This is a genomic window from Cypionkella sp. (assembly GCF_030652235.1).
Taxonomy (GTDB): Bacteria; Pseudomonadota; Alphaproteobacteria; order Rhodobacterales; family Rhodobacteraceae; genus Cypionkella.
The window spans coordinates 69,543-89,889 of the sequence record NZ_JAUSBA010000057.1; the positions used below are offsets into that span (position 1 = coordinate 69,543).

A 20,347-nucleotide genomic window follows, 5' to 3' on the forward strand; every position below is an offset into this window, starting at 1 on the left:
CGAATACGCCTATGGCCTCCAGCACTGAATCCCACTCACTTGTATTGCAAATCGACGCGGCTCCGGCGGAATCTGGAGCCAAGAAATTTCAATCTGCTATCAATGCAATCAAGCAAGCCGTGGCTGGCCTCGACCGAGACACTGACGGACTCTTCTTGAAGCTGAAAACTATCAGCCCAAAAGTTGACGTATCCGGGCTGAAAACAGCCACCAGCGCTACCAACGAACTAACATCCTCGACTGGTTCCGCTGACGCGGCAGCAACCCGCATGGGCCAGCAAATCCAGCGCGTAGCACTGGCCAGCGCCGCAGCCCTGCGCACGTCCGAGAACGCTGCACAGCGCCTCAATCTCCGACTCCACGATGTCGGTGATGTCGCCGGAATTGACCGCGCCAACGCCCGTCTGATTGCCCTACGCACAAGCCTACTTGCCGCCTCGACACCCCTACAGGTCCGCCAAGCCCGTTCAACGTTCGCGACAGCACACGACTCCGACAGCCGCAGCGCCATTGATGCACAGACCCGCCGCTTCGATCTCCAGCAACAAGCGCAAGCCGAGATTCAAGCCTCGAAAGCCGCTGCGCTTCATGCATCCGAACTTGACGCCCTTGCAATGAAGTACAATCCACTCCGTAGCGCCTCGATGGCATACGCGGCAACGCTGGAGGAAATCAATCGCGCGGAATCCGCCGGGGTTTTGACTTCGCAGCTTGCTACCGCCGCGCGTCAGCGCGCTGCACAGTCTCTCACCTCTGCCAGCGCGGGCAACGCTGCTTATGCCGTATCGGCAGGTCAAGCAAAATTCGCTGCACAATCAATGGCCTACCAAACGCAGGACGTGATTACCATGGCCTTGATGTCAGCGAATCCGCTTCAAGTCGTCGCCAGTCAAATTTTTCAGGTTTCCAGCGCCATGGATCAGGCAGGAAGTAAATCTGCCGCTTTGAAGGCTGTAAAATCTTCATTGCTAGGCCTACTTTCGCCAAGCACGCTCGCCGTGGGTGCGGTGATCCTGCTTACAACGGTTCTGGTGCAACTCGGAACTTCCATGTTCGGGGCGTCAGAACCTACTAAAACATTCGCGGAAGCCTTGGGAGATTCCACCACCGCCATTAGCAATCTATCTAGCGCGACAGATACGCTTGCCAGTGCGCGTTTGGGTTCGCTGGCTTCGGGTTACGGCGTGGTGAATGAGGCCCTCCAAACGCATCTGGAAAAACTGCAACAGGTCGCCACGCTGGAGGCTATGACGGCGAACCGCAACAACGTCCAAGCCGCTGAATCTGGCCTCACCGGATCATGGTTAAATTCCGATCTAGATGACATTCAAAACAAATTAGGAATGACTATCGGCAGCGCCCGCCAATTCGTCTTTCTTTTGGATCAGGTCAAGGCAAGCGATTCATTCGCGGAGCAAGCCAAATCTATCAGCAACGCGCGCTCATTCATGGAATCGCTGGGCATAACTTTGACCAATTCTGACGGCGCGGCCCGCGATATGCTTATGAGCCTGATCAAAGCAGAGGACGCCGGATTGAAGTTGAAAGCCGCCGCCGATGGCAGCGGTTCCGCCATCGCGACCGCCACCAGCCAAACGAGCGCTTGGGCGTCCGCTATGTCGTCTGTTCGGTCAGAAATCTCTGCCATAATGGCGGGGTTGTCCGCCTTGTCAGGCGGCGCGATCAATTTCGCAGCAGGACGCGCGGAACTCTTGGCCCTTAACGCTGGCAAGTCGATTGAAGCAGCCGCCCAAGATCGCCAGCGCGCGGAACTCGATATGAAATTGGGACAAGAGGCCACCGCCGCCGCAAGCAGGGGCAAAGGCGCTGTGTGGATCAACGCAGGCCTCGCCACCCTCCAGCGCAGCCAATTTGAGGCCCAACTGGAGCAAACCACCGCGCTCAATACAGCACGGGAAGCCGCCCGCAAGCGCGACACGGCAAGCGCAGGTGGTGGCGCTGGTAAGGGCGGATTCAAGGCCCTAGACGATACGAAAGTCACAGCCGACATCTTGAAGCGTGCTCAGGCCTTGAACGTGGAAAACCACGCCCTGCAAGCCGTGATCAACAGCACATACAAATCAGAGGAAGCCGCAAAGCTGTTCGGGGAAGCCATGGTTGCGGGTAACGGTGCAGTGGACAGCACGACCCGCGCCATGCTCGCGCAGATCGACGCGGCGGCTCTGCTCAATGAGCAGTTGACGCGTGCGGCTAAGGACCCTGTCCGCGAATTCTTGGCATCGGTTCCGCTATGGGAAGAGGCCAGCCGATCCATCCAAGGGTCTATCGTTAACAACATGTCTGACACGCTGGCGGACTTCTTCAAAACCGGAAAACTCAATCTTGCTTCCTTTGCGTCATCGGTGGCGGGAACCATGGCGGATTTCCTCGCCAAGCAAACCACTGGGATGATCCTAGGCAAGTTTGGGATTACGGGGGCAATCACCGGGAACGAAACCGCGCGCGGCGGACAGCAAGCCGCTGGCATGATCGGCAATAGCATGATTCACGCCGGACAGGTGGTCTCAAACCTACTGCACGGGTCGCTTGTATCAGGCGCGCGCAATGTTGGCACGACCGTTACCACCACCATGAGCACCAGCGGGCAAGCCGCTGGAAACAGCCTGCAGCGCGGCGTTGAAACAGGAAGCCAGCGCGGCGCGCGGACATTGGGGGATGTGTTGATGCAGGCCCTGTCAGGTGGCGGTGGTGGCGGCGGTTTCTTAGAGGTGATCGGCGGCGTTCTAGCTGGCGCGTTCTCGGAGGGCGGTTATTCATCTTCGCCCATATCCAGCACCATGCTATCGCCAGCGGCTTTTCGCAATGCACCCCACTTTGCTGAAGGAACGGCTAATACGTCTGGGATTCCGGCAGTGCTCCACGACAACGAAGCCGTAATCCCCCTAAGTCGTGGTCGCAAGATCGGTGTGGACCTCAAAGGCGGCGGGGGCGGTGGCAACACCACAACCACGTTCGGCGATATCAACACCACCGTCACAATCGACGGCGCAGGCGGTGACATGTCCGACTCCGCAACCGCCACCGCCATGGCAAACAACATCGCCACCATGATCAATCTAAAGGTCAAAGAGTCGATGGCGGATGCTGCCCGATACGGTGGTATGATGAATCCGAGAGGCGGGCGCTAACTATGCCTGACACCTTCCCCGCCATTGCCCCAGACACCAAGTCAAAGCGCCAGCGCGCTGCCCGTATCCTTCAAGCTGACTTCGGAGACGGATACGCCCAAGCTGGACCCGATGGAATTAACACCACCGTCGAAAATTGGGACCTCTCCTTTGAGAATTACCCCATCTCGGACGTTACGACCCTGACCGCCTTCCTCGATGCTCAGGCATCATACAAAAGCTTCTACTGGACCCCGCCGAATGAGGCCACGCCGAAGCTATGGCGGCAGGATGGTGACTACACTGTGGGGTATCCGGGGCCGCTGACGCGGTCCCTGTCGGTGAAGATCAAGCGAGTCTACTCGCTGTAGAATCGGTGCTAACGCACCCCCGCCCTACCCCGTCACCTCCATACATGAAGAGCCGCACATACATACATGGGTGCGGCTCCGTTTCTGTAAGTCATTGATTTTGTTGTATCTGATCCGTCAAAATGGCAGTCAGCGACATCACCGTGATATGACGAAAGAGGTTGCCCTCGACAAATTTCGCCTGCTGACCCGGCGCTTTAACCACTTGCTCTGCCATCTACACCCTGCGGAAAGTCACCCCTCCGCTACCTTTGCTTCAAATTGCCCGGAAAATTGCCGCGCGGGGGCAGGATGTAGCTTTGCATCTGCAAGAACAAAGGATCAAGCCGCAACCAGCCCATACGGCGGCGCAAAGCCCCTGCGCAAATGATTGACGCGGGCAAGCCAACTGGCCGCCCGCGTCATGCGTGGTTAGTGGTCTGGCAGTGGGTTTAGTCAGTGCTTGTCTCGCCCAGTTGCAGACCCGCCGGGGCGTGCAGATCATGCACTGGCACGAACGAAGTCGGCAAGTCTTCGCCCCGCAGTGCTGCGTCAAGCTTGCCGCGATCCAGCGCATTCTCCCAGCGGCTGACCACCACCGTCGCCACGGCATTGCCGATGAAATTGGTGATCGAGCGGCATTCCGACATGAACCGATCCACCCCAAGGATAAGCGCCATGCCCGCGACCGGCACCGTTGGCACCACCGACAGGGTTGCCGCCAGCGTGATAAAGCCCGCACCCGTCACGCCAGCTGCCCCCTTCGACGACAGCATCGCCACCGCAAGCAGCGTGATCTGATCGCCGAGCGACAGGTCGATATTGGTCGCCTGAGCGATGAACAGCGCGGCCAACGTCATGTAGATGTTGGTGCCATCGAGGTTAAACGAATAGCCCGTCGGCACCACCAACCCCACCACCGGGCGGGCGCAACCGGCACGCTCCATCTTCTCCATCAGCGCAGGCAGCGCCGATTCCGATGACGAGGTGCCCAGCACCAGCAAGATTTCGGTTTTCAGATACGCGATCAGCCGGAAGATCGAGAACCCGTTCAGCGCGCAAACCGTGCCAAGCACCACGATGATGAACAGGGCCGATGTCAAATAGAACGTGCCCACCAAAGCCGCCAGATTCACCAAAGATCCGATACCATATTTGCCGATGGTAAAGGCAAAAGCCCCAAACGCGCCAATTGGGGCTGCTTTCATCAGGATATCGACGATGCGAAACACCACTTTGCTGATCGTCTCAAACAGATCGACCACGGGCCGCGCTTTCTCGCCAATCAGGATCACGCCAACACCAAACAGGATGGCGATGAACAGCACTTGCAGGATGTTGCCGTCGACAAAGGCTGAAACCATGGTGTCGGGGATTATGCCCAGCATAAAGCCGGTCACCGTGGTCTCATGCGCCTTCTCGCTATAGCCCTGTACCGCAGAGGCATCCAGCGTGGCCGGATCAATGTTCATGCCAGCGCCCGGTTGCACCACATTGGCGACGATCAAGCCCACGACCAGCGCTAGCGTCGAGAACACGAAGAAATAACCAAACGCCTTGGCCGCAACCGTTCCGACACCGCGCAGGCTGGTCATGCCCGCCAGCCCGGTGACGATCGTCAGAAAGATCACTGGGGCGATGATCATCTTCACCAGCTTGATAAAGCCATCGCCCAGCGGTTTCAGCGACTCGCCGACGCTAGGCCAGAAATGCCCGATCAACGCGCCCAGAATGATGGCGAAGATGACTTGGAAATAAAGTGTGCGATAGAACGGACGCGGCACTTGTGCCACGGAAGTGGTGTTGATCTGCATTGTGGTCTCCTCCCAACATGCGGATGACTAGTTTGTGACGCTATAGTGACAGGTGACCTACTTGTTGCGTAGAAATGAGGCGCCTAATGGCAATGCGTTGATGTCATAGGTTTTTCTCGCCGATCAGTGCAAATATATGTGCGCTTTTCCACACGCTTAATTCGTGATAGTCTGGAAATAGAAACAACAGGCCGCAGATGATCTTACGCATGAAAAGCGCGCTGACGCGGTTTGTCCTTGCCAGTGCGGCGCTTGGCCTGCTGGCGCTGGTGTTTTACTTCGGTCAGGCAAGCGCTGTGTCGCGGCTGGGCGAACAGGCCACGGCGGCTGCAGAATCGCGGGTGCAGGCGTTGGAAAGTGTGCTGGCAACGCAGCGCGCGGTGGCGGCAATCCTATCGGATGATGGCTTGGTCAAAGACGCCCTGAGGTTAGGCTCGACCAGCGCGCAACAGGGGGTTTCGCGCAAACTCGATCAGTTGCGCGCCGAGACCGGCAGCAATGTGATCTACCTGCTCAACACCACAGGCACAGCGATTGCAGCCTCGAATTGGGACGAGCCGGTGTCGTTTGTCGGCATCAGTTATAGTTTCCGGCGCTATTTCACCGATGCGATGGCCAAGGGCATCGCACTGGAATTCGCGCTTGGCACGGTGAGCAAGCGTCCAGGACTCTATTTGTCGCATGTTGTTTCAGATGGCGCGGCGGTGATCGGCGTCGTGGTCGTCAAGATGGAGTTTGACACGCTAGAGGCCAGTTGGGCCCGCAGCCCTGATCAAACCCGGGTCAGCGACGGCTCGGGCATGGTGTTGCTGTCTTCCGCAAGCGATGAGCGATTCAAGCCGATGCCACGCCTGCAAGACAGGCTGAACATGACCCGCCCGGTGCCGGGGGCGCCAGATTGGACGCTGACGCTTAGCACCTCGATTGCTCCGGCGCGACAGGCCGGGGTTTTGGCTGCAGGGGCTGCGCTGGGGTTCGAGATTATCCTTGGCGCACTGATCTGGCGGGCGGGACGGGCCAAGCGGCGGGCGGAAAGCGCCATCGTCGCCGAGCGCCGCTACACCGCCGATCTGCAACGCGCGGTCGATGATCGCACCCGCGATCTGACCGCCGAGATGGTCGAACGCCGTCACGCCGAAGCGCGATTGGCGCGGATGCAGGCCGATCTGGTGCAGGCCAACAAGCTGGCGACCTTGGGGCAGGTCACCGCTGGCCTTGCGCATGAGGTCAATCAGCCGCTGGCGACGATCCGGCTGCTGGCCGAAAACGCGCTGGCCTTGCAAAATACCGCGCCAACCGAGGTCACCGAAAACCTTGGCAAGATCGTGCGGATGTCGGAACGCATTGGCCAGATCACCACCCATCTGCGCGGTTTTGCCCGTAAGGCGACCGGGCAAGTCGGTTCTGTCAGCGTCAAAGACGCCATTGACGCCTCGGTGATGCTGACCGCATCGCGCCGCCGGGATGAAGGCGCACGGTTGGTGATCGAAGGGGCGCTGCGGGATCTGATGGTGCGGGCCGAGGCGGTGCGACTGGAACAGGTCTTGGTCAATCTGATCCAGAACGCGCAAGAGGCTTTGGTGGGGCGGCCTGATCCCGAAATCCGCATCAGCGTCGCAGCGGACGCGACCCATGTGATGATCAGCGTCGCCGACAACGGCCCCGGCCTGCGCCCCGACATTGCCGCACAGTTGTTCACGCCCTTTGCCACCAGCAAACCCGACGGTTTGGGCCTTGGGCTGGTGATCGCGCAAGACATCCTCCGCGATCTGGGCAACGAGCTGACCGCTGATCCTCCTCTACCAGGTCATGGTGCCACCTTCCGTATCAGGTTGACCCGCACATGACGCTGTCACTGGTCCGCCTTGTCGATGACGACACCGATCTGCTTCAGGCGCAGACCCAGTCGCTGCGTATCGCCGGGTTTCAGCCCGAAGCGTTTTCCTCTGCCGCAGCCGCCCTGCGCGGCATAGATGCCGATTATCCCGGCGTGATCCTGTCGGATGTGCGGATGCCGGGCATGGACGGGTTTGAGTTGTTCCGCCGCATCCGCGCGATTGATGCCGAACTGCCGGTGATCCTGCTGACCGGGCATGGTGATGTAGCGATGGCGGTGGCCGCGATCCGCGAAGGGGCTTGGGATTTCCTGACCAAGCCGGTGGGTCTTGATGCCCTGACCGCAGCGCTGCGCCGCGCCGCACAAGCCCGCGCTTTGGTGCTGGAAAACCGCCAGCTGCGCGCCTTGCGCGAGGTGCCGGTGGCGGCGGGGCAGTTGCTGGGCAGCAGCGCCGCGATGGTGCATCTGCGCGACACGGTGGCGCGGCTGGCCGGGGCGGGGGTGGATGCGCTGATCACAGGGCCTTCGGGGGCGGGTAAAACCCTGCTTGCCCGCGCCATTCACCGCGAGGGCCCACGCCACGCCCGCGCTTTCGTTCACGTCGCCTGTGATGCCTTGGACGCCGCCCGGTTTGATCTGGATTTCTTCGGGGCCGAGGCGGGCCAACCGGGTGCACCGCGTCATACAAGGCTGGTGGGGCGGCTGGAGAAGGCGCATCGTGGCACGTTGTTTCTGGACCGGATTGATCGGCTGAGCCCGGCGCAGCAGGCCCGCATCCTGCATGTGATTGAGGCGCGCGAGGTTTGGGCTGCAGGGGCCTCTGCCGCGCGGGCGGTGGATTTGCATGTGCTGGCCGCCACGCAGGTGGATCTTGCCGCGATGGTGGCGCGGGCGGAGTTTCTGCCGGATCTGTATTATCGGCTGTCTGGCGTGACGCTGAATGTGCCCGCGTTGAGGGATCGGCGGGGGGATATTCCGATCTTGTTCCGGCGCTTCTTGCTGGCCGCCTGCGCGCGGCTGAATCTTCCCGTGCCGCAGATCACTCCGCTTTCTCAGGCAAGGTTGGCGACGCATGATTGGCCGGGCAATGCGCGGGAATTGATGCAGTTTGCGGAGTCTGTGGCTTTGGGATTGCCTGCTTTGGGGGAAGTTGCAGGAGAGGAAGTGGTGGGGTTGGCGGAAATGATGGCGGGGTATGAGGCAGGGGTGATCCGCGAGGCTTTGTTGATTTCTGGCGGAAATGTCAGCCGCGCGATGGAGCGACTGCGGCTGCCTCGGAAGACGTTTTATGATAAGGTGAACAGGTTGGGGATCAGGCCAGAGGGGTTTCGGAACCGGGGGAAATGACTTTGTCCACGCGTGGACACGGTGCGGTATTTATATATCAAATGGTTACGTTGGCCTTGTTAACACCTTTTTCATCTTTGCACGCACCGACATTGCCACGCCGCCCCTGATCAAGGAAGGGGCGGCGTGGGGTGGGGGATGGGTTTAGCGGCCCAAGCCAGCCGGGCTTTCCATCCGGTCGCGCCATTGGCTGATCGGCAGCAAAGCGTTGGGCGCGTGGCGCATCAAGGCGTGCAGGGGGATCGGCGCGGGAGTGCTTACCGGGATCGCTAGGGCCTCGGTGGGGGTGCCTGTGGCCCATTGGGCCAGTTCGCGCCCCATCGCAGTGGTCATCGCGATGCCGCGACCGTTGCAGGCGATGCCTGCGATCAGGTTGGGGGCCGGGGTGATCAGGCGCGGCAGGAAGCTGGGCACGACGGCGGCGATGCCGGACCATGTGTATTGCAAGGGCGGCAGGTCGCTCAGGTTCAGCATGTGCGCCATGCGGCGGTGGATGGCTTTGGGCACGCGGGCGTCGGCCCCTAGGCCGAGGATGTGCATCCCGCCGGTGATCAGGCGGTTGGCGGCATCGAAGCGGAAGGTGAACAGGTTACGGCGGCTGTCGGAGACGCATTGGCCGCCGGGGAGAAGCCTGTCGCGGACAGATTGCGGCAAGGGTTCGGTGGCGATCTGGAACACTTTCAGCGGAAAGAAGCTGTGGGCGAGGCCGGGGATCAGGTTATCTGCGTAAGCATTGGTGACATTGACGACGCGAGCCGCTTGAATGGTGGCTGATGCGGTGCGGGCCTGCCAGCCTTCGGGCGTGGGGTTTAGGGCTGTGACGCGGGAGTTCTCATGCAGGCGTGCGCCTGCTGTTTCAGCCGCGCAGGCCAGACCTCGGGCATAGGCGACAGGGTTCAGCACACCGCCGGAATGGTCAATCCAGCCGCCGAGCCAGCCGGTTGCTCCGGTCAGGTTTTTGACGGCGGCGGCGGTTAGAAACTCGGCAGGGCGGCCTTCGGCGGACCATTGGCGGACGCGGTCCTTGGCGCGGTTGAGGGAGGTGGGGGAGTGTGACGGCTGTATCCAGCCAGAACGATGGGAGGCGCAAGCGATGTCGTGGCGATTTATCAGATCGAACACCAGATCGGCACTGGTTGCTGCCATTTGCACCAGTTGGCTGCCTTTGGTCTCACCCAAAGTGGCGCGGATGCCGTCGGGATCGACCTTGGCGAAGTTTGGCACCACGAAGCCCGCGTTGCGGCCTGTGGCGCCGGATGCGATTTGGTTGGCTTCCAACAGCACGACGCGCAGCCCCGCCTCGGCCGCATGCAAAGCGGTGGACAGGCCCGCGAAACCGCCGCCGATCACCAGAAGGTCGGCGGTTATTTCACCCTGCGCTTGGGGGCGCAGAGCGGCGGGTGCCGCGTTGGCGTGCCAGAGGGTTGCGGGTTCGGGGTTCATCACAAGCGGCGTTTTCCGAACAGTCCGTGTGGGCCGAAGAAGCCTTGCGGCCGCCACAGCAATATCAGGCAGAGCATGACGCCGATGGCGACGATTTGTAAGGACGCCGCGCGGGCTTGCCAATCGCCGGGGACCACGGCGGCGCTGAAGGCCCCTGCCCCGACCCAGATCGCCCAGACCACGACCGAGCCCAAGATTGCGCCTCGGTTTGAGCCTGAGCCGCCAACCATCAGCATGGCCCAGACTTGGAAGGTCAGGGTGGGCAGATAGCCGTTGGGGGCGATGAAGCCGATGAAATGGGCTTGCACGGCGCCCGCAAGGCCCATCACGGCACCGCCTGCGGCGAAGGCTTGGATGCGGTAGGATCGGGCGGATTTGCCCAGAGAGATCGCGGCGCGTTCGTCTTCTCGTAGCGCTTTCAGCACGCGGCCCCACGGGCTGCGCGCGAGGTGTTCAAGGGCGAGGTAGACGGCGATGGTGACGGCGGCGATGACGGCGAGGTTGATGAAGTTGAACAGTGCGGGTTGGTCTTGCAAGCTAGCAAAGGGGCGCGGGATGAAGGCGACGCCGAAGGGGCCTCCGGTTAACGATTGGGCGTTTAGCGCCACCAGTTGCACGACGACGGCGACGCCGAAGGTGGTGATGGCGAGGTAATCGGATTTCAGCCGCAGCGTGGCAAATCCGGTGAAGGCGGCGGCGGCGGCGGTCACAACGGCGGCGGCAAGCCAGCCTGCAAGGATCGGCCAATCGAAGCCGCCGATGCGGTCTGCGGTTTCTGGGGTGGTGAGGATGGCCGAGGTGTAGGCGCCAATGGCAACAAAGCCTGCGATGCCGACGTTGAACAGCCCGGTTTGGCCCCATTGCAGGTTGAGGCCCAAGGCGATGAGGCCGAAAATCAACGCGCTCGACATAAAGAACGCGCCGTAACCCAACAGATCAATCATCTTTCCGCCCTTCCAAACAGCCCCGTCGGGCGCACCAGCAGCACCGCCATCAGGATGGCGAAGGCGATGGCGGCGCGCCATTCCGCGCCGATCAGTTGCACGGCGGCGGCTTCGGAGAGGCCGATGATCAGGCCTCCGAGCACCGCGCCGGGAACCGATCCGATGCCGCCGAGGATGGCGGCTGCGAACATCGGCAAGAGCAGATCAAGGCCCATCAGCGGGCGGATTTGCACGAGGATGCCGACCATGACCCCCGCCGCACAGGCGAGGGCCGCGCCGATGATCCAAGTGGCGCGCACGACGCGGGCGGTGTCGATTCCGACGACGCGGGCCAGGCTTGGGTTCTGGCTGTAGGCGCGCATCTCACGCCCGGTTTGGCTGCGCTGCATGAAGAGGTGCATGGCGGTGACGAGGATGATGGTGGTGGCCAGCATCACCATTTGGTCAGGGGTGATGCGGATGCCAAAGCCTATGGGGATCGCCATTTGAATGCCGCGCGAGAAATAGGTCGGGCTGGAGGTGAAGATGAATTCCAAGAGGCTGCGCAGGGCCATGGATGCCCCGAAAGACGCCATCACCACGATGATCGACTGGCCGCGGTCACGCAGGCGGGCGAACAGCAGCCAATCCAGGACGAGGGCAAGGCAGGCGGTCATTATCATGCCTGCGATGGCGGCGAGGATCAGGGGCCAGCCGAACGAAAGCGCGCCCATGGGGGCGGTGGTGCCGACGAGCGCGCCGATGGCTGCGACAACGGACAGGGTGCCGTAAGCGCCCCAAGCCATAAAATCGCCGTGGGCGAAGTTCGAGAACCGCAGGATCGAATAGGTCAGGGTGATGCCGATAGCCCCCAGGCCGATCAGACTGCCTGAAATCAATCCGTCGACGATGAATTGCAGGTTCATGCGTGCCTCCGCTGGCCAAGGTAAAGCTCTGCCACCACCGGATCATCCCACAGGGTGGCGGCGCGGCCTTCGTGGGCTTCGCGGCCTTCGACCAGCACATAGGCGCGGTCGCCGATGGCCAGCGCGGCACGGGCGTTTTGTTCGACCAGAACGATGGTGAGGCCAGCGCGGCGGATTTCATTCAGGCGGGCGAAGACCAGCTCAACAAATTTCGGCGACAGGCCCGCAGAAGGTTCATCCAACATCAAAACCCGCGGATGCACGATCAGGGCGCGGCCCACCGCGAGCATTTGGCGCTGGCCGCCCGACAGGCTGCCTGCGGCGAGTTTGCGTTGGCGGGCGAGGTCGGGGAACATGGTGTAGGTCTCGTCGATGCGGGATTGCACCTCGCCACGCTGAAGAACGCCGCCCGCGACGCGGAGGTTTTCTTCGACGGTCATTAGGGGGAAGATGTTGTCGGTTTGCGGTACGAAGGCAAGGCCTTGGCGCACGCGCAGATGGGCGGCCCCGTAAGTTATGTCGTGGCCATCGAGCAGGACTTGACCGCCTGTGACTGGGACCAATCCGGCGATGGCTTTGATAAAGCTGGATTTTCCGGCACCGTTGGGGCCGAGGATGACCACGATTTCGCGCTCATCGGCGTGGATGGATGCGCCTTTGACAATAGAAAGCCCCGGCTCGTAGCCTGCGATCAGGCACTTTACGTCGAGGATACTCATGCCGGGGTTCCTCCGAGATAGGCCTCAATGACACGGGGGTCGCGGGCAACTTCGTCAGGCGCGCCTTGGCAGAGCATGGCACCCGAGGCCATCACGAGGATGCGGTGGCAGAGGCGCGTGACCATGTCGATGTTATGCTCGATCAGCACAAAGGTGACACCGCTGCCGTTGATTTCGCGGATGCGGTCGATCAGGACTTCCAGCAGGGTCGGGTTGACGCCTGCGGCGGGTTCATCCAGCAGCACGACCTTGGGGTCGGCCATCATCACGCGGGCCAGTTCCAGCAGTTTGCGCTGACCACCCGACAGCACGCGGGCGGGATCATCGGCCAGTTTGCGCAACGCCACGAGGTCGAGCAGGCCCAAAGCCTTGTCACGGGCGGCGCGTTCCTCGGCGGCGATGCGGCGCGGGGCTAAGAAATTTGCCCACAGCCGTTCGCCGCTTTGGTTTTGGCGGGCAAGCAGCATGTTGTCGATCAGCGACAGTTCGGGAAATGGACGTGGGATCTGAAAGGTGCGCCCCATGCCGCCGGCCAAGCGGCGGTGCGCAGGCGCGCGGGTTACATCCTGCCCCATCAGCTTGATTTGCCCGGAACTGGCCGCAACCGACCCAGCCAGCAGATCAAACATCGTGGTTTTGCCCGCGCCGTTTGGTCCGATCAGGCCGAGGATTTCGCCGGAGGCCACCGAGAACGACATCTGGTCAACGGCGGTGACGCCGCCGAACCGCTTGGTCACATTGAGGGCTTGCAGAACTGTCATCGTCACCCTGATGTTTGATCTGTGATCACACTTGATTTGATCACAGTATGGGCGTCTAATTTGATCTAGCAAGATGATTCGTGAGGTTCAGATGGCGGTTGCTGACACAGGTTTGACGCTGGCGCCGGTGGGGCGCGAAAGCGTGCAGGATCGGGTGTATACCGAGTTGCGCCGCGCGCTGATCAGTGGGCTGTTCGCGCCGGGGCAAGTGGTGACGATCCGGCAGTTGTCGGATGCGCTGATGACCTCGACCATGCCCGTCCGCGATGCTTTGGGCCGTTTGATCAGTGAGCGCGCATTAGAAGCTTTGCCGAACCGCTCGATCCGGGTGCCGCCGATGACGCTAGAGCGGATTGACGATCTGTTGCGCACGCGGATTTTGATTGAGGGCGAGGCGATCGCTTTGGCCGCCCCCCGGATGACCGCCGCCAATATCGCCATGCTGCGGGGACTTATGGCGGAATGGCAGGTGTTGCGGTTGGATGGCGATCCGGCGACGGTGGATCAGGAAGCCGCACTTAATCAGGCGTTTCATTTTGAGATTTATAACGCCTGCGGCTCGCCCGTGTTGATCCCGATGATCGAAAGCCTGTGGCTGCAATCGGGGCCTTGCACGCGGGCGGCGATTTTCGCGTTCTCAGAAGCGGGAGAAAGCGACTCGGCGCATTTCCATCTGTCGATGATTGAGGCTTTGGCTGCGGGCCAAGCGCAGGCCGCGCGCGAGGCTTTGGTCGCCGATATCAGCCGCCCCTTCGCGTTTTTGCGCAAGAAGCTTTTGTCGAAAGAGATCGCCGCATGAAGAATATTCGCATCAGTCACGCCGCTTCGGGCATGGATATTTTGGCGGTGTTGAGCCCGGAAAAGGCTCCGGTCAACGCGGCTTTCCTGTGGCGGTATCTGGAAACGCCGCGTGTGGTGCCGGGGATGCATGCGATCTGGACGGGGCCGGAAATTTCCTGTCCGATCCCCACGGCGCATTTCAGCGCGCCCGAGACTGCATTGCCGCCCGAAAATGCCACCCTACACCCGCAGGCGGGGGATATTGTGCTGGCCTATGTGCCGACGCGGATGTGGGGCGGCAACCCGGACCCGATCTTTGACATCGGGCTGTTCTATGGCCCCGGCGCGCGGATGCTGTTTCCGATTGGTTGGTTGGCGGGATCTGTGGTGGCGCAGGTGCGGGCGGAAGATCGCGCGGCCTTGGCCGAGGCTTGCGGGAAGATACGGCGCAGCGGGGCTTGTGAGATCTGCTTTGAAAGGGTCGCATGATGGATGAGTTTGAGCTTTACGATCTGCGGGTGGAATTGGTGGCCCCCGAGGGTGCGAAGATTTACTGCGGCAAGGTCGGCGATTGGTTTGAACTGCATGGCGAGCAATTGCACATGCCGCCGGGCCAAAGTTTCTCGATCTATTCTTTATCGTCGATCCTGCCTTTGTTGCCCGCCAAACAACGGGTGACGCATCCGCATGATTGGATGACCTCGGATGCCGAGGTTGCCTGCCCCGATCCACATTGCCCGTCGCGGTTGCGCATCACACGGCTGGGCAAGCGGCGGTTTTCGCACGCGGATACCACCGCCGTTCCATTGCCACAGGAGTCCGCAGAATGAGTGTTCCGACCCTGGAATTGCGCCCCGGTTATACCACATCGCGGGTGATCCGTGGCGGTTGGCAGTTGGCGGGCGGGCATGGGCCGGTCGATGCCGCGCAACAGGTCGAGGATATGATCGCCTTCGCTGATGCCGGGATCACCAGTTTCGACTGTGCCGATATTTATACCGGGGTTGAGGAGTTGATCGGGGCGTTCCGCACCGCTTACAGCAATCAGCGCGGGGCCGAGGCTTTGGCGAAGATCAAGGTGCATACCAAGCTGGTGCCGGATCTGGCGGCTTTGGCGGTGGTGGACCGCGCCAGCATCCGGCGCAGCGTGGAAACCTCGCTGTCGCGGTTGCGGATGCAGCGGCTGGATCTGGTGCAGTTTCATTGGTGGGATTATGCGGTGCCGCGCTATCTGGAAGCGGTCGGCTGGCTGAATGAGATGCGGCTGGAGGGTAAGGTTGACCAGATCGGCGGGACGAATTTTGATACTGCGCGGACGTTGGAGATTATCGAGGCCGGGGTGCCTTTGTTGTCGATGCAGGTGCAGTATTCGCTGATTGATACGCGAGCGGAGCGGTTGCTGGCCAAGGCGGCTTTGGCAAATGATATGTGGATTTTCTGCTATGGCACGGTGGCGGGGGGCTTTCTGGGCGACCGTTGGCTGGGCGTGGCCGAGCCGGAGCATCCGTTGGAAAATCGCTCGCTGACCAAATACAAGCTGATCATCGACGATTTAGGCGGCTGGGATTTGTTTCAGGCATTGCTGCGCTGTCTGCGCGCCATCGCGGATCGGCATGATACCGATATTGCCACCGTTGCCAGTGCAGTGATGCTGGACCGACCAGCGGTGGCGGCGGTGATCGTGGGGGCGCGCAACCGCAGCCATTTGGCACAGAATTTGAAGGTGGCGGGGCTGCGGCTGTCTGCGCAGGACAGCGCGGAAATCGCAGCGGTGCTGGCGCAGGGCCATGTGCCCGAGGGTGACACCTATACGTTGGAGCGTGACCGTCATGGGCGGCACGGTCAGATCATCAAATACAATCTGAATAAGGCGTCCTGACAGGGCACCGGCGCGCTGATTTGCCTGCATTTGCGCGGATAACAAAAGGCCATTCCAACAGATGAGGACAACATGAGAAAGTTACTTCTAGCCAGCGCCGCTTTGGCCCTGATGCCCCTTGGCGCGCAGGCCTGCGACATCACCGTCGGGCTGGTGCTTGAGCTGACGGGTGAAGCCGGGGCTTACGGCCAGGCCGGGGCAAAATCGGTCGAGATGGCGTTTCGCGATCTGAACGATGCGGGCGGTGTGGCCGGATGCACGCTGAAAACCGATACCCGCGACAGCCAGACGCAAGCTAACTTGGCGGTGGATGCCGCGACGCAACTGGTGCAGGTGGCCAAGGTGCCCGCGATCATCGGTGGCATCATCAGCCCGATGTCGATCCCGATCCTGACTTCGGTGACGGGGCCAGCCAAGGTGCTGCAAGTATCGCCCGCCTCGTCTTCGCCAACGCTGACGGCTTTGGGCAAAGACGGTAAGACCAATGGCGTGTTCTTCCGCACCATCACTTCGGACGCGCTGCAAGGTGTGGCTGCGGCGAAGTTCGCGATGGATCAGGGCATGAAGAAGATCGTGATTATCCATCAGAACAATGACTTCGGCGTCAATCTGGTAAAGGAATTCACCGCGCCCTACACCGCTTTGGGCGGCACGGTGGTTTCGGTGACACCCTATAATGCCAAGCAGTCCAGCTATGCCTCAGAAGTCACAGCGGCTTTGGCGGGAGAACCGGATGCGTTGTATCTGATTTCCGACCCGGTCGATGGTGCGACCATTGCGCGGACGTGGATTTCCCAAGGTGGGGTGCAGAAATTCCTTTTGAATGACGGCATGAACTCGGATGATTTCGTCGCCGCTGTTGGCAAGGAATATCTTGGCGGGGCCTATGGCACCTCGTCGGGCAGCGTGGCTTCGGCCTCGACCGAATATTTCAATGCCAACTACACGGCATTTTCGGGGCTTGACCCAGCAGCGCCTGCGGCTGACCGTTCCTACGATGCGGGCGCGCTTGTGGGTCTGGCGATTGCCATCGCGGGCGGGCCGGATGCGGCAAAACTACCCGAGGCTTTGCGCAAAGCGGTCGATCCGGCGGGCGAAGTGATTTACGCGGGTAAGGAAGAGTTTACTAAGGCCTTGGCGCTGATCAAAGACGGCAAGGCGATCCGCTATGAAGGCGTGATTGGTCCGGTGAATTTCGACCAATACGGCGATATCTCGGGGCCGTTCCGGCTGTGGCAGATCGTTGACGGCAAAGTCACCACGATTGGTGAGATGACCACGGCGGATGTCGATGCAGTCAAGGCTGAGGTAAAGTAAGCTGAACGCAGCCTTTGGGCGCGGCGGTGTTGTCGCGCCCAAAGTTGCCTTCCGGTCGGATGGTGTAACACGTTCTGCCGGCTGCCGGCTGCCCGCTGGCTTTGCTGACATGACGGTGCGTGTCTTAGCGAAAAGTCTTGCCTGTCTTTGCTGCCAAGATTGCTCCATCTGCATGTCGCCATAGGCCTTGCGGCGGTGCTTGGTACGGCGGGCGCGGCGCGGTCGGACAGCGGTTGTTTGAAACTCTTCAGCGTTGAGATGTGCATGGGCCCTGCGTTGCGCGCTGCAGGGAATGCCTTTGGCGATCCGCATGGCAAGACATACTTCGATGCGATTTTGCTGACCGATGTGACGGTTGATCGGAATGGTGCAAAGCATCGGGTTTTATGCGCACGGGCTGTGGGCTGCCGCTTTGGCCGCGACCGCGTTCTTTGCCGGGTGCCGCTGATCTTTGATTTGCTGACCCGCCCGGCAGCTTTGGCGACGACCGTGGCCCTGCTGCTGAGCAAGTGGTTCCACTGCGACACGCTCAGCCGTCGCCAGAAAACATTGGCCGTGAACATCCCACATCGGCGCGCGCAGGGTCCGCTGCACCTGCTGATCGACGGCGCGGGGATCAATGTCGAAGGTGAAGGCGAATGGGATGCCCGTAAACACGGTGGCCAGAAACGCCGTGTTTGACGCAAGATCCACATCCAATGCCTGCCAGACAGGATAACGCTGTTGCGCCGAACCGAATCTGGCAGCCCTGCCAGTGCCCCCCCGCCAGCGTCGCCAGCGCCAAGGTGCGCAGTTCATCTACGCCACCAAAACGTGAATTGTTCAGCAGGAAGCCTTGGTCAGCACAACACTCTGCATGGCACCTTGCGGCCATGATGATGGTTCGGAGATGCAATGACAATCGCGGCGCAGACCGTTAGGTTGTCTTGAAACAATTGACGGCGCGGGATGAAGAACGGCATGGCAATCACTTTGAAAGACGTTGCAGAACGCGCGGGTGTGTCGCGGGCGGCGGTTTCGAGATCATTTACCGATGGGGCTTCGGTTTCGGCGAAGACCCGCGCAAAGGTTGAAAGCGCGGCTGCCGAGCTGGGCTACAGCCCGAACATCCTGGCCCGCAGCCTGACAACGCGGAAAACCCAATTGGTCGGACTGGTTTCAAACAACTTCCACAATCCGGTATTCTTGCAGATTTTCGACCTTTTCACCCGCGGCCTGCAAGAGCAGGGTTTGCGCCCGCTGTTGGTCAATCTGTCGGATGAAACCGACCCGGCACGTTCGGTGCAACTGTTGCGGCAGTATTCGGTCGATGGCGTGATCGTAGCTTCTTCGCATCTGCCGGTTGGCTTTGCACGGGCGTTTCGCGATGCGGGCCTGCCGGTGGTGCATGCCTTTGGCCGCGCCACACTGTCCCCAACCGTGCATGTGGTGGGCATCGACAACTTTGAGGCCGGCGCAATGGCGGCCGAAACCCTGATCGCCCGGGGCTATGGTCGTATCGGGTTCATGGGGGGGCCCGAGCAGGCCTCGACAACGCAAGACCGCCTTGCAGGCTTTGTCGCGGCGGCCAAGGCAAAGGCTGTGACGCCTTTGGTCAGCTTTGCGGGTGCGTATAGTTTCGAAGCCGGCCGCGCTGAAATGGCCCGCCTGCTGCGGAGCGCATCAGCCGAGGCCTATTTCTGCGGCGATGATGTGTTGTCGATCGGGGCTCTGTCGGCGGCGCAGGATGCGGGTCTGGTTGTGCCAACCGATTTGGGCATCATCGGTTTGAACGATATGGCAATGGCATGTTGGGCGAACATCGCGCTGACCACGATCCATCAACCCTTTGAGGACATTGTGCGCGCATCGATCGACCTGATCATTTCCAGCTTTGCGGACCCCGGAGCGATCCCCGAGGCCCGGTTGTTTCCCTGCCACATCGTCGAACGCCGCACCCTGCGGCCGATGCTTTGACCCCCGTCAGCGAAACAGCGCTGGTCGCGCGTCAACCCAGACGCCGTCTTGGGCCGCCGAGGCCACCGCCGCATGAATGGCGGCGATAGATCGCAGACCATCTTCGGCGGTTGGAAACAACGAAATCGCCGGATCTGGCGCACGGTCTACGCGTGCGGCAAACAAACTTTCCGCCAGATCGCGGTAGATGTTGCCAAACGCCAGCGGCATGCCCTCGGCATGACCGACGGTGACGCGCGAGGCGCGGTCGGCTTCGGGTGAAAGGTTGCCCTCGCCGCGCTCGATCACCTGCAAACGTTGCCCCAACGGCATGTAAAAAAGCTGGTTCGGCTGCTCTTGGCTCCAACGCAGACCGCCGGTCTCGCCAAAGACCTGAATGGCAAGGCCGTGTTGGCGCCCGATGGCTACCGACGAAGTCCAAAGCCGTCCAACGGTGCCACCGTCCATCCGGAAGTTGACCATGGCGTCATCTTCCAGCACCCGCGAAGGCAGGCAGGACGCGAAATCTGCCGACAGCTTTGCCACATCTTGCCCGGTGACAAAGCTGGCCATGTGCAAAGCGTGGATGCCGCAATCGGCGAATTGCGCCGAAACCCCCGCCTGTGCCGGATCATAGCGCCAGCGCACGCGCGGATTGTTGGCGTCGGCTTCATCGGCATGATGGCCATGGGCAAATTCCGCCACCACCAACCGGACGCGGCCAATATCGCCGCGCGCCACCATAGCGCGCATGTGCCGCACCAGCGCATAGCCGGTGTAGCCGTAGTTCACCGCGCAAATCACACCACTTGCACGGGCGGTCAAAACCAGATCTTCCGCCTCACCTTCCGTCACTGTCATCGGCTTTTCACACAGCACAGTGATGCCCGCCTGCAAGAACGCCTTGCTGATCTCATAGTGGGTCGCATTGGGCGTGGCGACGGTGACCAGATCGATCTTGTCGGCGCGGTTGCGCTCGCCCTCCAGCATTTCGCGCCAATCGCCATAGGCCCGGTCTGCGGCGATTCCCAGCGACTGCGCGAACGCGCGGCCCGCAGCGGGATCATGATCCAGCGCGCCGGCGACAAAGCTGAAATGGCCGTCAAGCCCGGCCGCCAGCCGATGCGCAGGGCCGATCTGGCTGCCGTTGCCGCCACCGATCATACCCCAGTTCAGTTTCTTCATGGT

General features: G+C 61.2%; 18 protein-coding genes and 1 pseudogene. 11 read left to right on the forward strand and 8 right to left on the reverse strand.

Annotated elements, in window-relative coordinates:
- The first annotated feature begins 11 nt into the window (after positions 1–11).
- Positions 12–3,149 (forward strand): phage tail tape measure C-terminal domain-containing protein, encoded by a 3,138-nt coding sequence (locus Q7V03_RS19605; protein WP_304927274.1) that lies wholly within the window; start codon positions 12–14, stop codon positions 3,147–3,149.
- Positions 3,150–3,151: 2 nt separating this feature from the next.
- Positions 3,152–3,499 (forward strand): phage tail protein, encoded by a 348-nt coding sequence (locus Q7V03_RS19610; protein ID WP_304927275.1) that lies wholly within the window; start codon positions 3,152–3,154, stop codon positions 3,497–3,499.
- A gap of 91 nt (positions 3,500–3,590) precedes the next feature.
- On the opposite strand, the gene Q7V03_RS19615 is transcribed toward Q7V03_RS19610, so the two are convergent.
- A complete protein-coding gene (locus Q7V03_RS19615; RefSeq protein ID WP_304927276.1) occupies positions 3,591–3,716 on the reverse strand; it encodes a hypothetical protein in 126 nt (41 codons plus the stop codon).
- A 214-nt stretch (positions 3,717–3,930) separates the two neighbouring features.
- A complete protein-coding gene (locus tag Q7V03_RS19620; protein ID WP_304927277.1) occupies positions 3,931–5,292 on the reverse strand; it encodes a dicarboxylate/amino acid:cation symporter in 1,362 nt (453 codons plus the stop codon).
- Positions 5,293–5,501: 209 nt separating this feature from the next.
- Between Q7V03_RS19620 and Q7V03_RS19625 the strand changes: the two genes are divergently transcribed.
- The gene (locus Q7V03_RS19625; RefSeq protein ID WP_304927278.1) at positions 5,502–7,139 is read left to right on the forward strand and encodes an ATP-binding protein; all 1,638 of its coding nucleotides are present in this window, start codon (positions 5,502–5,504) and stop codon (positions 7,137–7,139) included.
- A complete protein-coding gene (locus tag Q7V03_RS19630) occupies positions 7,136–8,476 on the forward strand; it encodes a sigma-54 dependent transcriptional regulator (protein ID WP_304927279.1) in 1,341 nt (446 codons plus the stop codon). The genes Q7V03_RS19625 and Q7V03_RS19630 overlap by 4 nt, the downstream gene beginning before the upstream one ends.
- A 144-nt stretch (positions 8,477–8,620) precedes the next feature.
- Here the strand turns inward: Q7V03_RS19630 and Q7V03_RS19635 are convergent, their stop codons facing one another.
- The 5 genes from Q7V03_RS19635 to Q7V03_RS19655 are packed head-to-tail and all read right to left on the reverse strand — an operon-like array spanning position 8,621 to position 13,248.
- Entirely contained in the window at positions 8,621–9,919 is a 1,299-nt protein-coding gene (locus Q7V03_RS19635; RefSeq protein ID WP_304927280.1) for an FAD-binding oxidoreductase, read from the reverse strand.
- Positions 9,919–10,863 (reverse strand): branched-chain amino acid ABC transporter permease, encoded by a 945-nt coding sequence (locus tag Q7V03_RS19640; RefSeq protein ID WP_304927281.1) that lies wholly within the window; start codon positions 10,861–10,863, stop codon positions 9,919–9,921. Before Q7V03_RS19640 ends, Q7V03_RS19635 begins: the two co-directional genes overlap by 1 nt.
- Positions 10,860–11,768 carry a branched-chain amino acid ABC transporter permease gene (locus Q7V03_RS19645; RefSeq protein ID WP_304927282.1) on the reverse strand — a complete coding sequence of 303 codons (909 nt, stop codon included), beginning with the start codon at positions 11,766–11,768 and terminating at the stop codon, positions 10,860–10,862. The genes Q7V03_RS19640 and Q7V03_RS19645 overlap by 4 nt, the downstream gene beginning before the upstream one ends.
- Complete coding sequence (locus tag Q7V03_RS19650) at positions 11,765–12,487, reverse strand: ABC transporter ATP-binding protein (RefSeq protein WP_304927283.1); 723 nt, start codon at positions 12,485–12,487, stop codon at positions 11,765–11,767. The genes Q7V03_RS19645 and Q7V03_RS19650 overlap by 4 nt, the downstream gene beginning before the upstream one ends.
- A complete protein-coding gene (locus tag Q7V03_RS19655; RefSeq protein ID WP_304927284.1) occupies positions 12,484–13,248 on the reverse strand; it encodes an ABC transporter ATP-binding protein in 765 nt (254 codons plus the stop codon). The genes Q7V03_RS19650 and Q7V03_RS19655 overlap by 4 nt, the downstream gene beginning before the upstream one ends.
- A 91-nt stretch (positions 13,249–13,339) precedes the next feature.
- Between Q7V03_RS19655 and Q7V03_RS19660 the strand changes: the two genes are divergently transcribed.
- From Q7V03_RS19660 to Q7V03_RS19690, 7 genes and pseudogenes are all read left to right on the forward strand, one after another.
- Positions 13,340–14,047, forward strand: a complete 708-nt coding sequence (locus Q7V03_RS19660) for a GntR family transcriptional regulator (RefSeq protein ID WP_304927285.1) — start codon at positions 13,340–13,342, stop codon at positions 14,045–14,047.
- Entirely contained in the window at positions 14,044–14,517 is a 474-nt protein-coding gene (locus Q7V03_RS19665) for a DUF3830 family protein (RefSeq protein WP_304927286.1), read from the forward strand. The genes Q7V03_RS19660 and Q7V03_RS19665 overlap by 4 nt, the downstream gene beginning before the upstream one ends.
- On the forward strand, positions 14,517–14,858 hold the full coding sequence (locus tag Q7V03_RS19670; RefSeq protein ID WP_304927287.1) for a TIGR04076 family protein: 342 nt from the start codon (positions 14,517–14,519) through the stop codon (positions 14,856–14,858). Before Q7V03_RS19665 ends, Q7V03_RS19670 begins: the two co-directional genes overlap by 1 nt.
- A complete protein-coding gene (locus tag Q7V03_RS19675; RefSeq protein WP_304927288.1) occupies positions 14,855–15,907 on the forward strand; it encodes an aldo/keto reductase in 1,053 nt (350 codons plus the stop codon). The genes Q7V03_RS19670 and Q7V03_RS19675 overlap by 4 nt, the downstream gene beginning before the upstream one ends.
- Before the next feature lie 72 nt (positions 15,908–15,979).
- Positions 15,980–17,224 carry an ABC transporter substrate-binding protein gene (locus tag Q7V03_RS19680; protein ID WP_304927289.1) on the forward strand — a complete coding sequence of 415 codons (1,245 nt, stop codon included), beginning with the start codon at positions 15,980–15,982 and terminating at the stop codon, positions 17,222–17,224.
- Positions 17,225–17,488: 264 nt separating this feature from the next.
- Positions 17,489–17,902: pseudogene (locus tag Q7V03_RS19685) on the forward strand (transposase); the annotation flags it as partial.
- Positions 17,903–18,184: 282 nt separating this feature from the next.
- The gene (locus tag Q7V03_RS19690) at positions 18,185–19,180 is read left to right on the forward strand and encodes a LacI family DNA-binding transcriptional regulator (protein ID WP_304927290.1); all 996 of its coding nucleotides are present in this window, start codon (positions 18,185–18,187) and stop codon (positions 19,178–19,180) included.
- Positions 19,181–19,186: 6 nt separating this feature from the next.
- Here the strand turns inward: Q7V03_RS19690 and Q7V03_RS19695 are convergent, their stop codons facing one another.
- Entirely contained in the window at positions 19,187–20,344 is a 1,158-nt protein-coding gene (locus tag Q7V03_RS19695; protein ID WP_304927291.1) for a Gfo/Idh/MocA family protein, read from the reverse strand.
- Positions 20,345–20,347 lie beyond the last annotated feature (3 nt).

What these genes read in the sequence shown, in the direction of transcription:
- Q7V03_RS19690 (WP_304927290.1), top strand. Translation starts at nt 18,185, where the DNA reads ATGGCAATCACTTTGAAAGACGTTGCAGAACGCGCGGGTGTGTCGCGG.
- Q7V03_RS19660 (WP_304927285.1), top strand. Translation starts at nt 13,340, where the DNA reads ATGGCGGTTGCTGACACAGGTTTGACGCTGGCGCCGGTGGGGCGCGAA.
- Q7V03_RS19630 (WP_304927279.1), top strand. Translation starts at nt 7,136, where the DNA reads ATGACGCTGTCACTGGTCCGCCTTGTCGATGACGACACCGATCTGCTT.
- Q7V03_RS19680 (WP_304927289.1), top strand. Translation starts at nt 15,980, where the DNA reads ATGAGAAAGTTACTTCTAGCCAGCGCCGCTTTGGCCCTGATGCCCCTT.
- Q7V03_RS19625 (WP_304927278.1), top strand. Translation starts at nt 5,502, where the DNA reads ATGAAAAGCGCGCTGACGCGGTTTGTCCTTGCCAGTGCGGCGCTTGGC.
- Q7V03_RS19610 (WP_304927275.1), top strand. Translation starts at nt 3,152, where the DNA reads ATGCCTGACACCTTCCCCGCCATTGCCCCAGACACCAAGTCAAAGCGC.
- Q7V03_RS19675 (WP_304927288.1), top strand. Translation starts at nt 14,855, where the DNA reads ATGAGTGTTCCGACCCTGGAATTGCGCCCCGGTTATACCACATCGCGG.
- Q7V03_RS19645 (WP_304927282.1), bottom strand. Translation starts at nt 11,768, where the DNA reads ATGAACCTGCAATTCATCGTCGACGGATTGATTTCAGGCAGTCTGATC.
- Q7V03_RS19665 (WP_304927286.1), top strand. Translation starts at nt 14,044, where the DNA reads ATGAAGAATATTCGCATCAGTCACGCCGCTTCGGGCATGGATATTTTG.
- Q7V03_RS19615 (WP_304927276.1), bottom strand. Translation starts at nt 3,716, where the DNA reads ATGGCAGAGCAAGTGGTTAAAGCGCCGGGTCAGCAGGCGAAATTTGTC.
- Q7V03_RS19640 (WP_304927281.1), bottom strand. Translation starts at nt 10,863, where the DNA reads ATGATTGATCTGTTGGGTTACGGCGCGTTCTTTATGTCGAGCGCGTTG.
- Q7V03_RS19605 (WP_304927274.1), top strand. Translation starts at nt 12, where the DNA reads ATGGCCTCCAGCACTGAATCCCACTCACTTGTATTGCAAATCGACGCG.
- Q7V03_RS19635 (WP_304927280.1), bottom strand. Translation starts at nt 9,919, where the DNA reads ATGAACCCCGAACCCGCAACCCTCTGGCACGCCAACGCGGCACCCGCC.
- Q7V03_RS19650 (WP_304927283.1), bottom strand. Translation starts at nt 12,487, where the DNA reads ATGAGTATCCTCGACGTAAAGTGCCTGATCGCAGGCTACGAGCCGGGG.
- Q7V03_RS19670 (WP_304927287.1), top strand. Translation starts at nt 14,517, where the DNA reads ATGGATGAGTTTGAGCTTTACGATCTGCGGGTGGAATTGGTGGCCCCC.
- Q7V03_RS19655 (WP_304927284.1), bottom strand. Translation starts at nt 13,248, where the DNA reads ATGACAGTTCTGCAAGCCCTCAATGTGACCAAGCGGTTCGGCGGCGTC.
- Q7V03_RS19695 (WP_304927291.1), bottom strand. Translation starts at nt 20,344, where the DNA reads ATGAAGAAACTGAACTGGGGTATGATCGGTGGCGGCAACGGCAGCCAG.
- Q7V03_RS19620 (WP_304927277.1), bottom strand. Translation starts at nt 5,292, where the DNA reads ATGCAGATCAACACCACTTCCGTGGCACAAGTGCCGCGTCCGTTCTAT.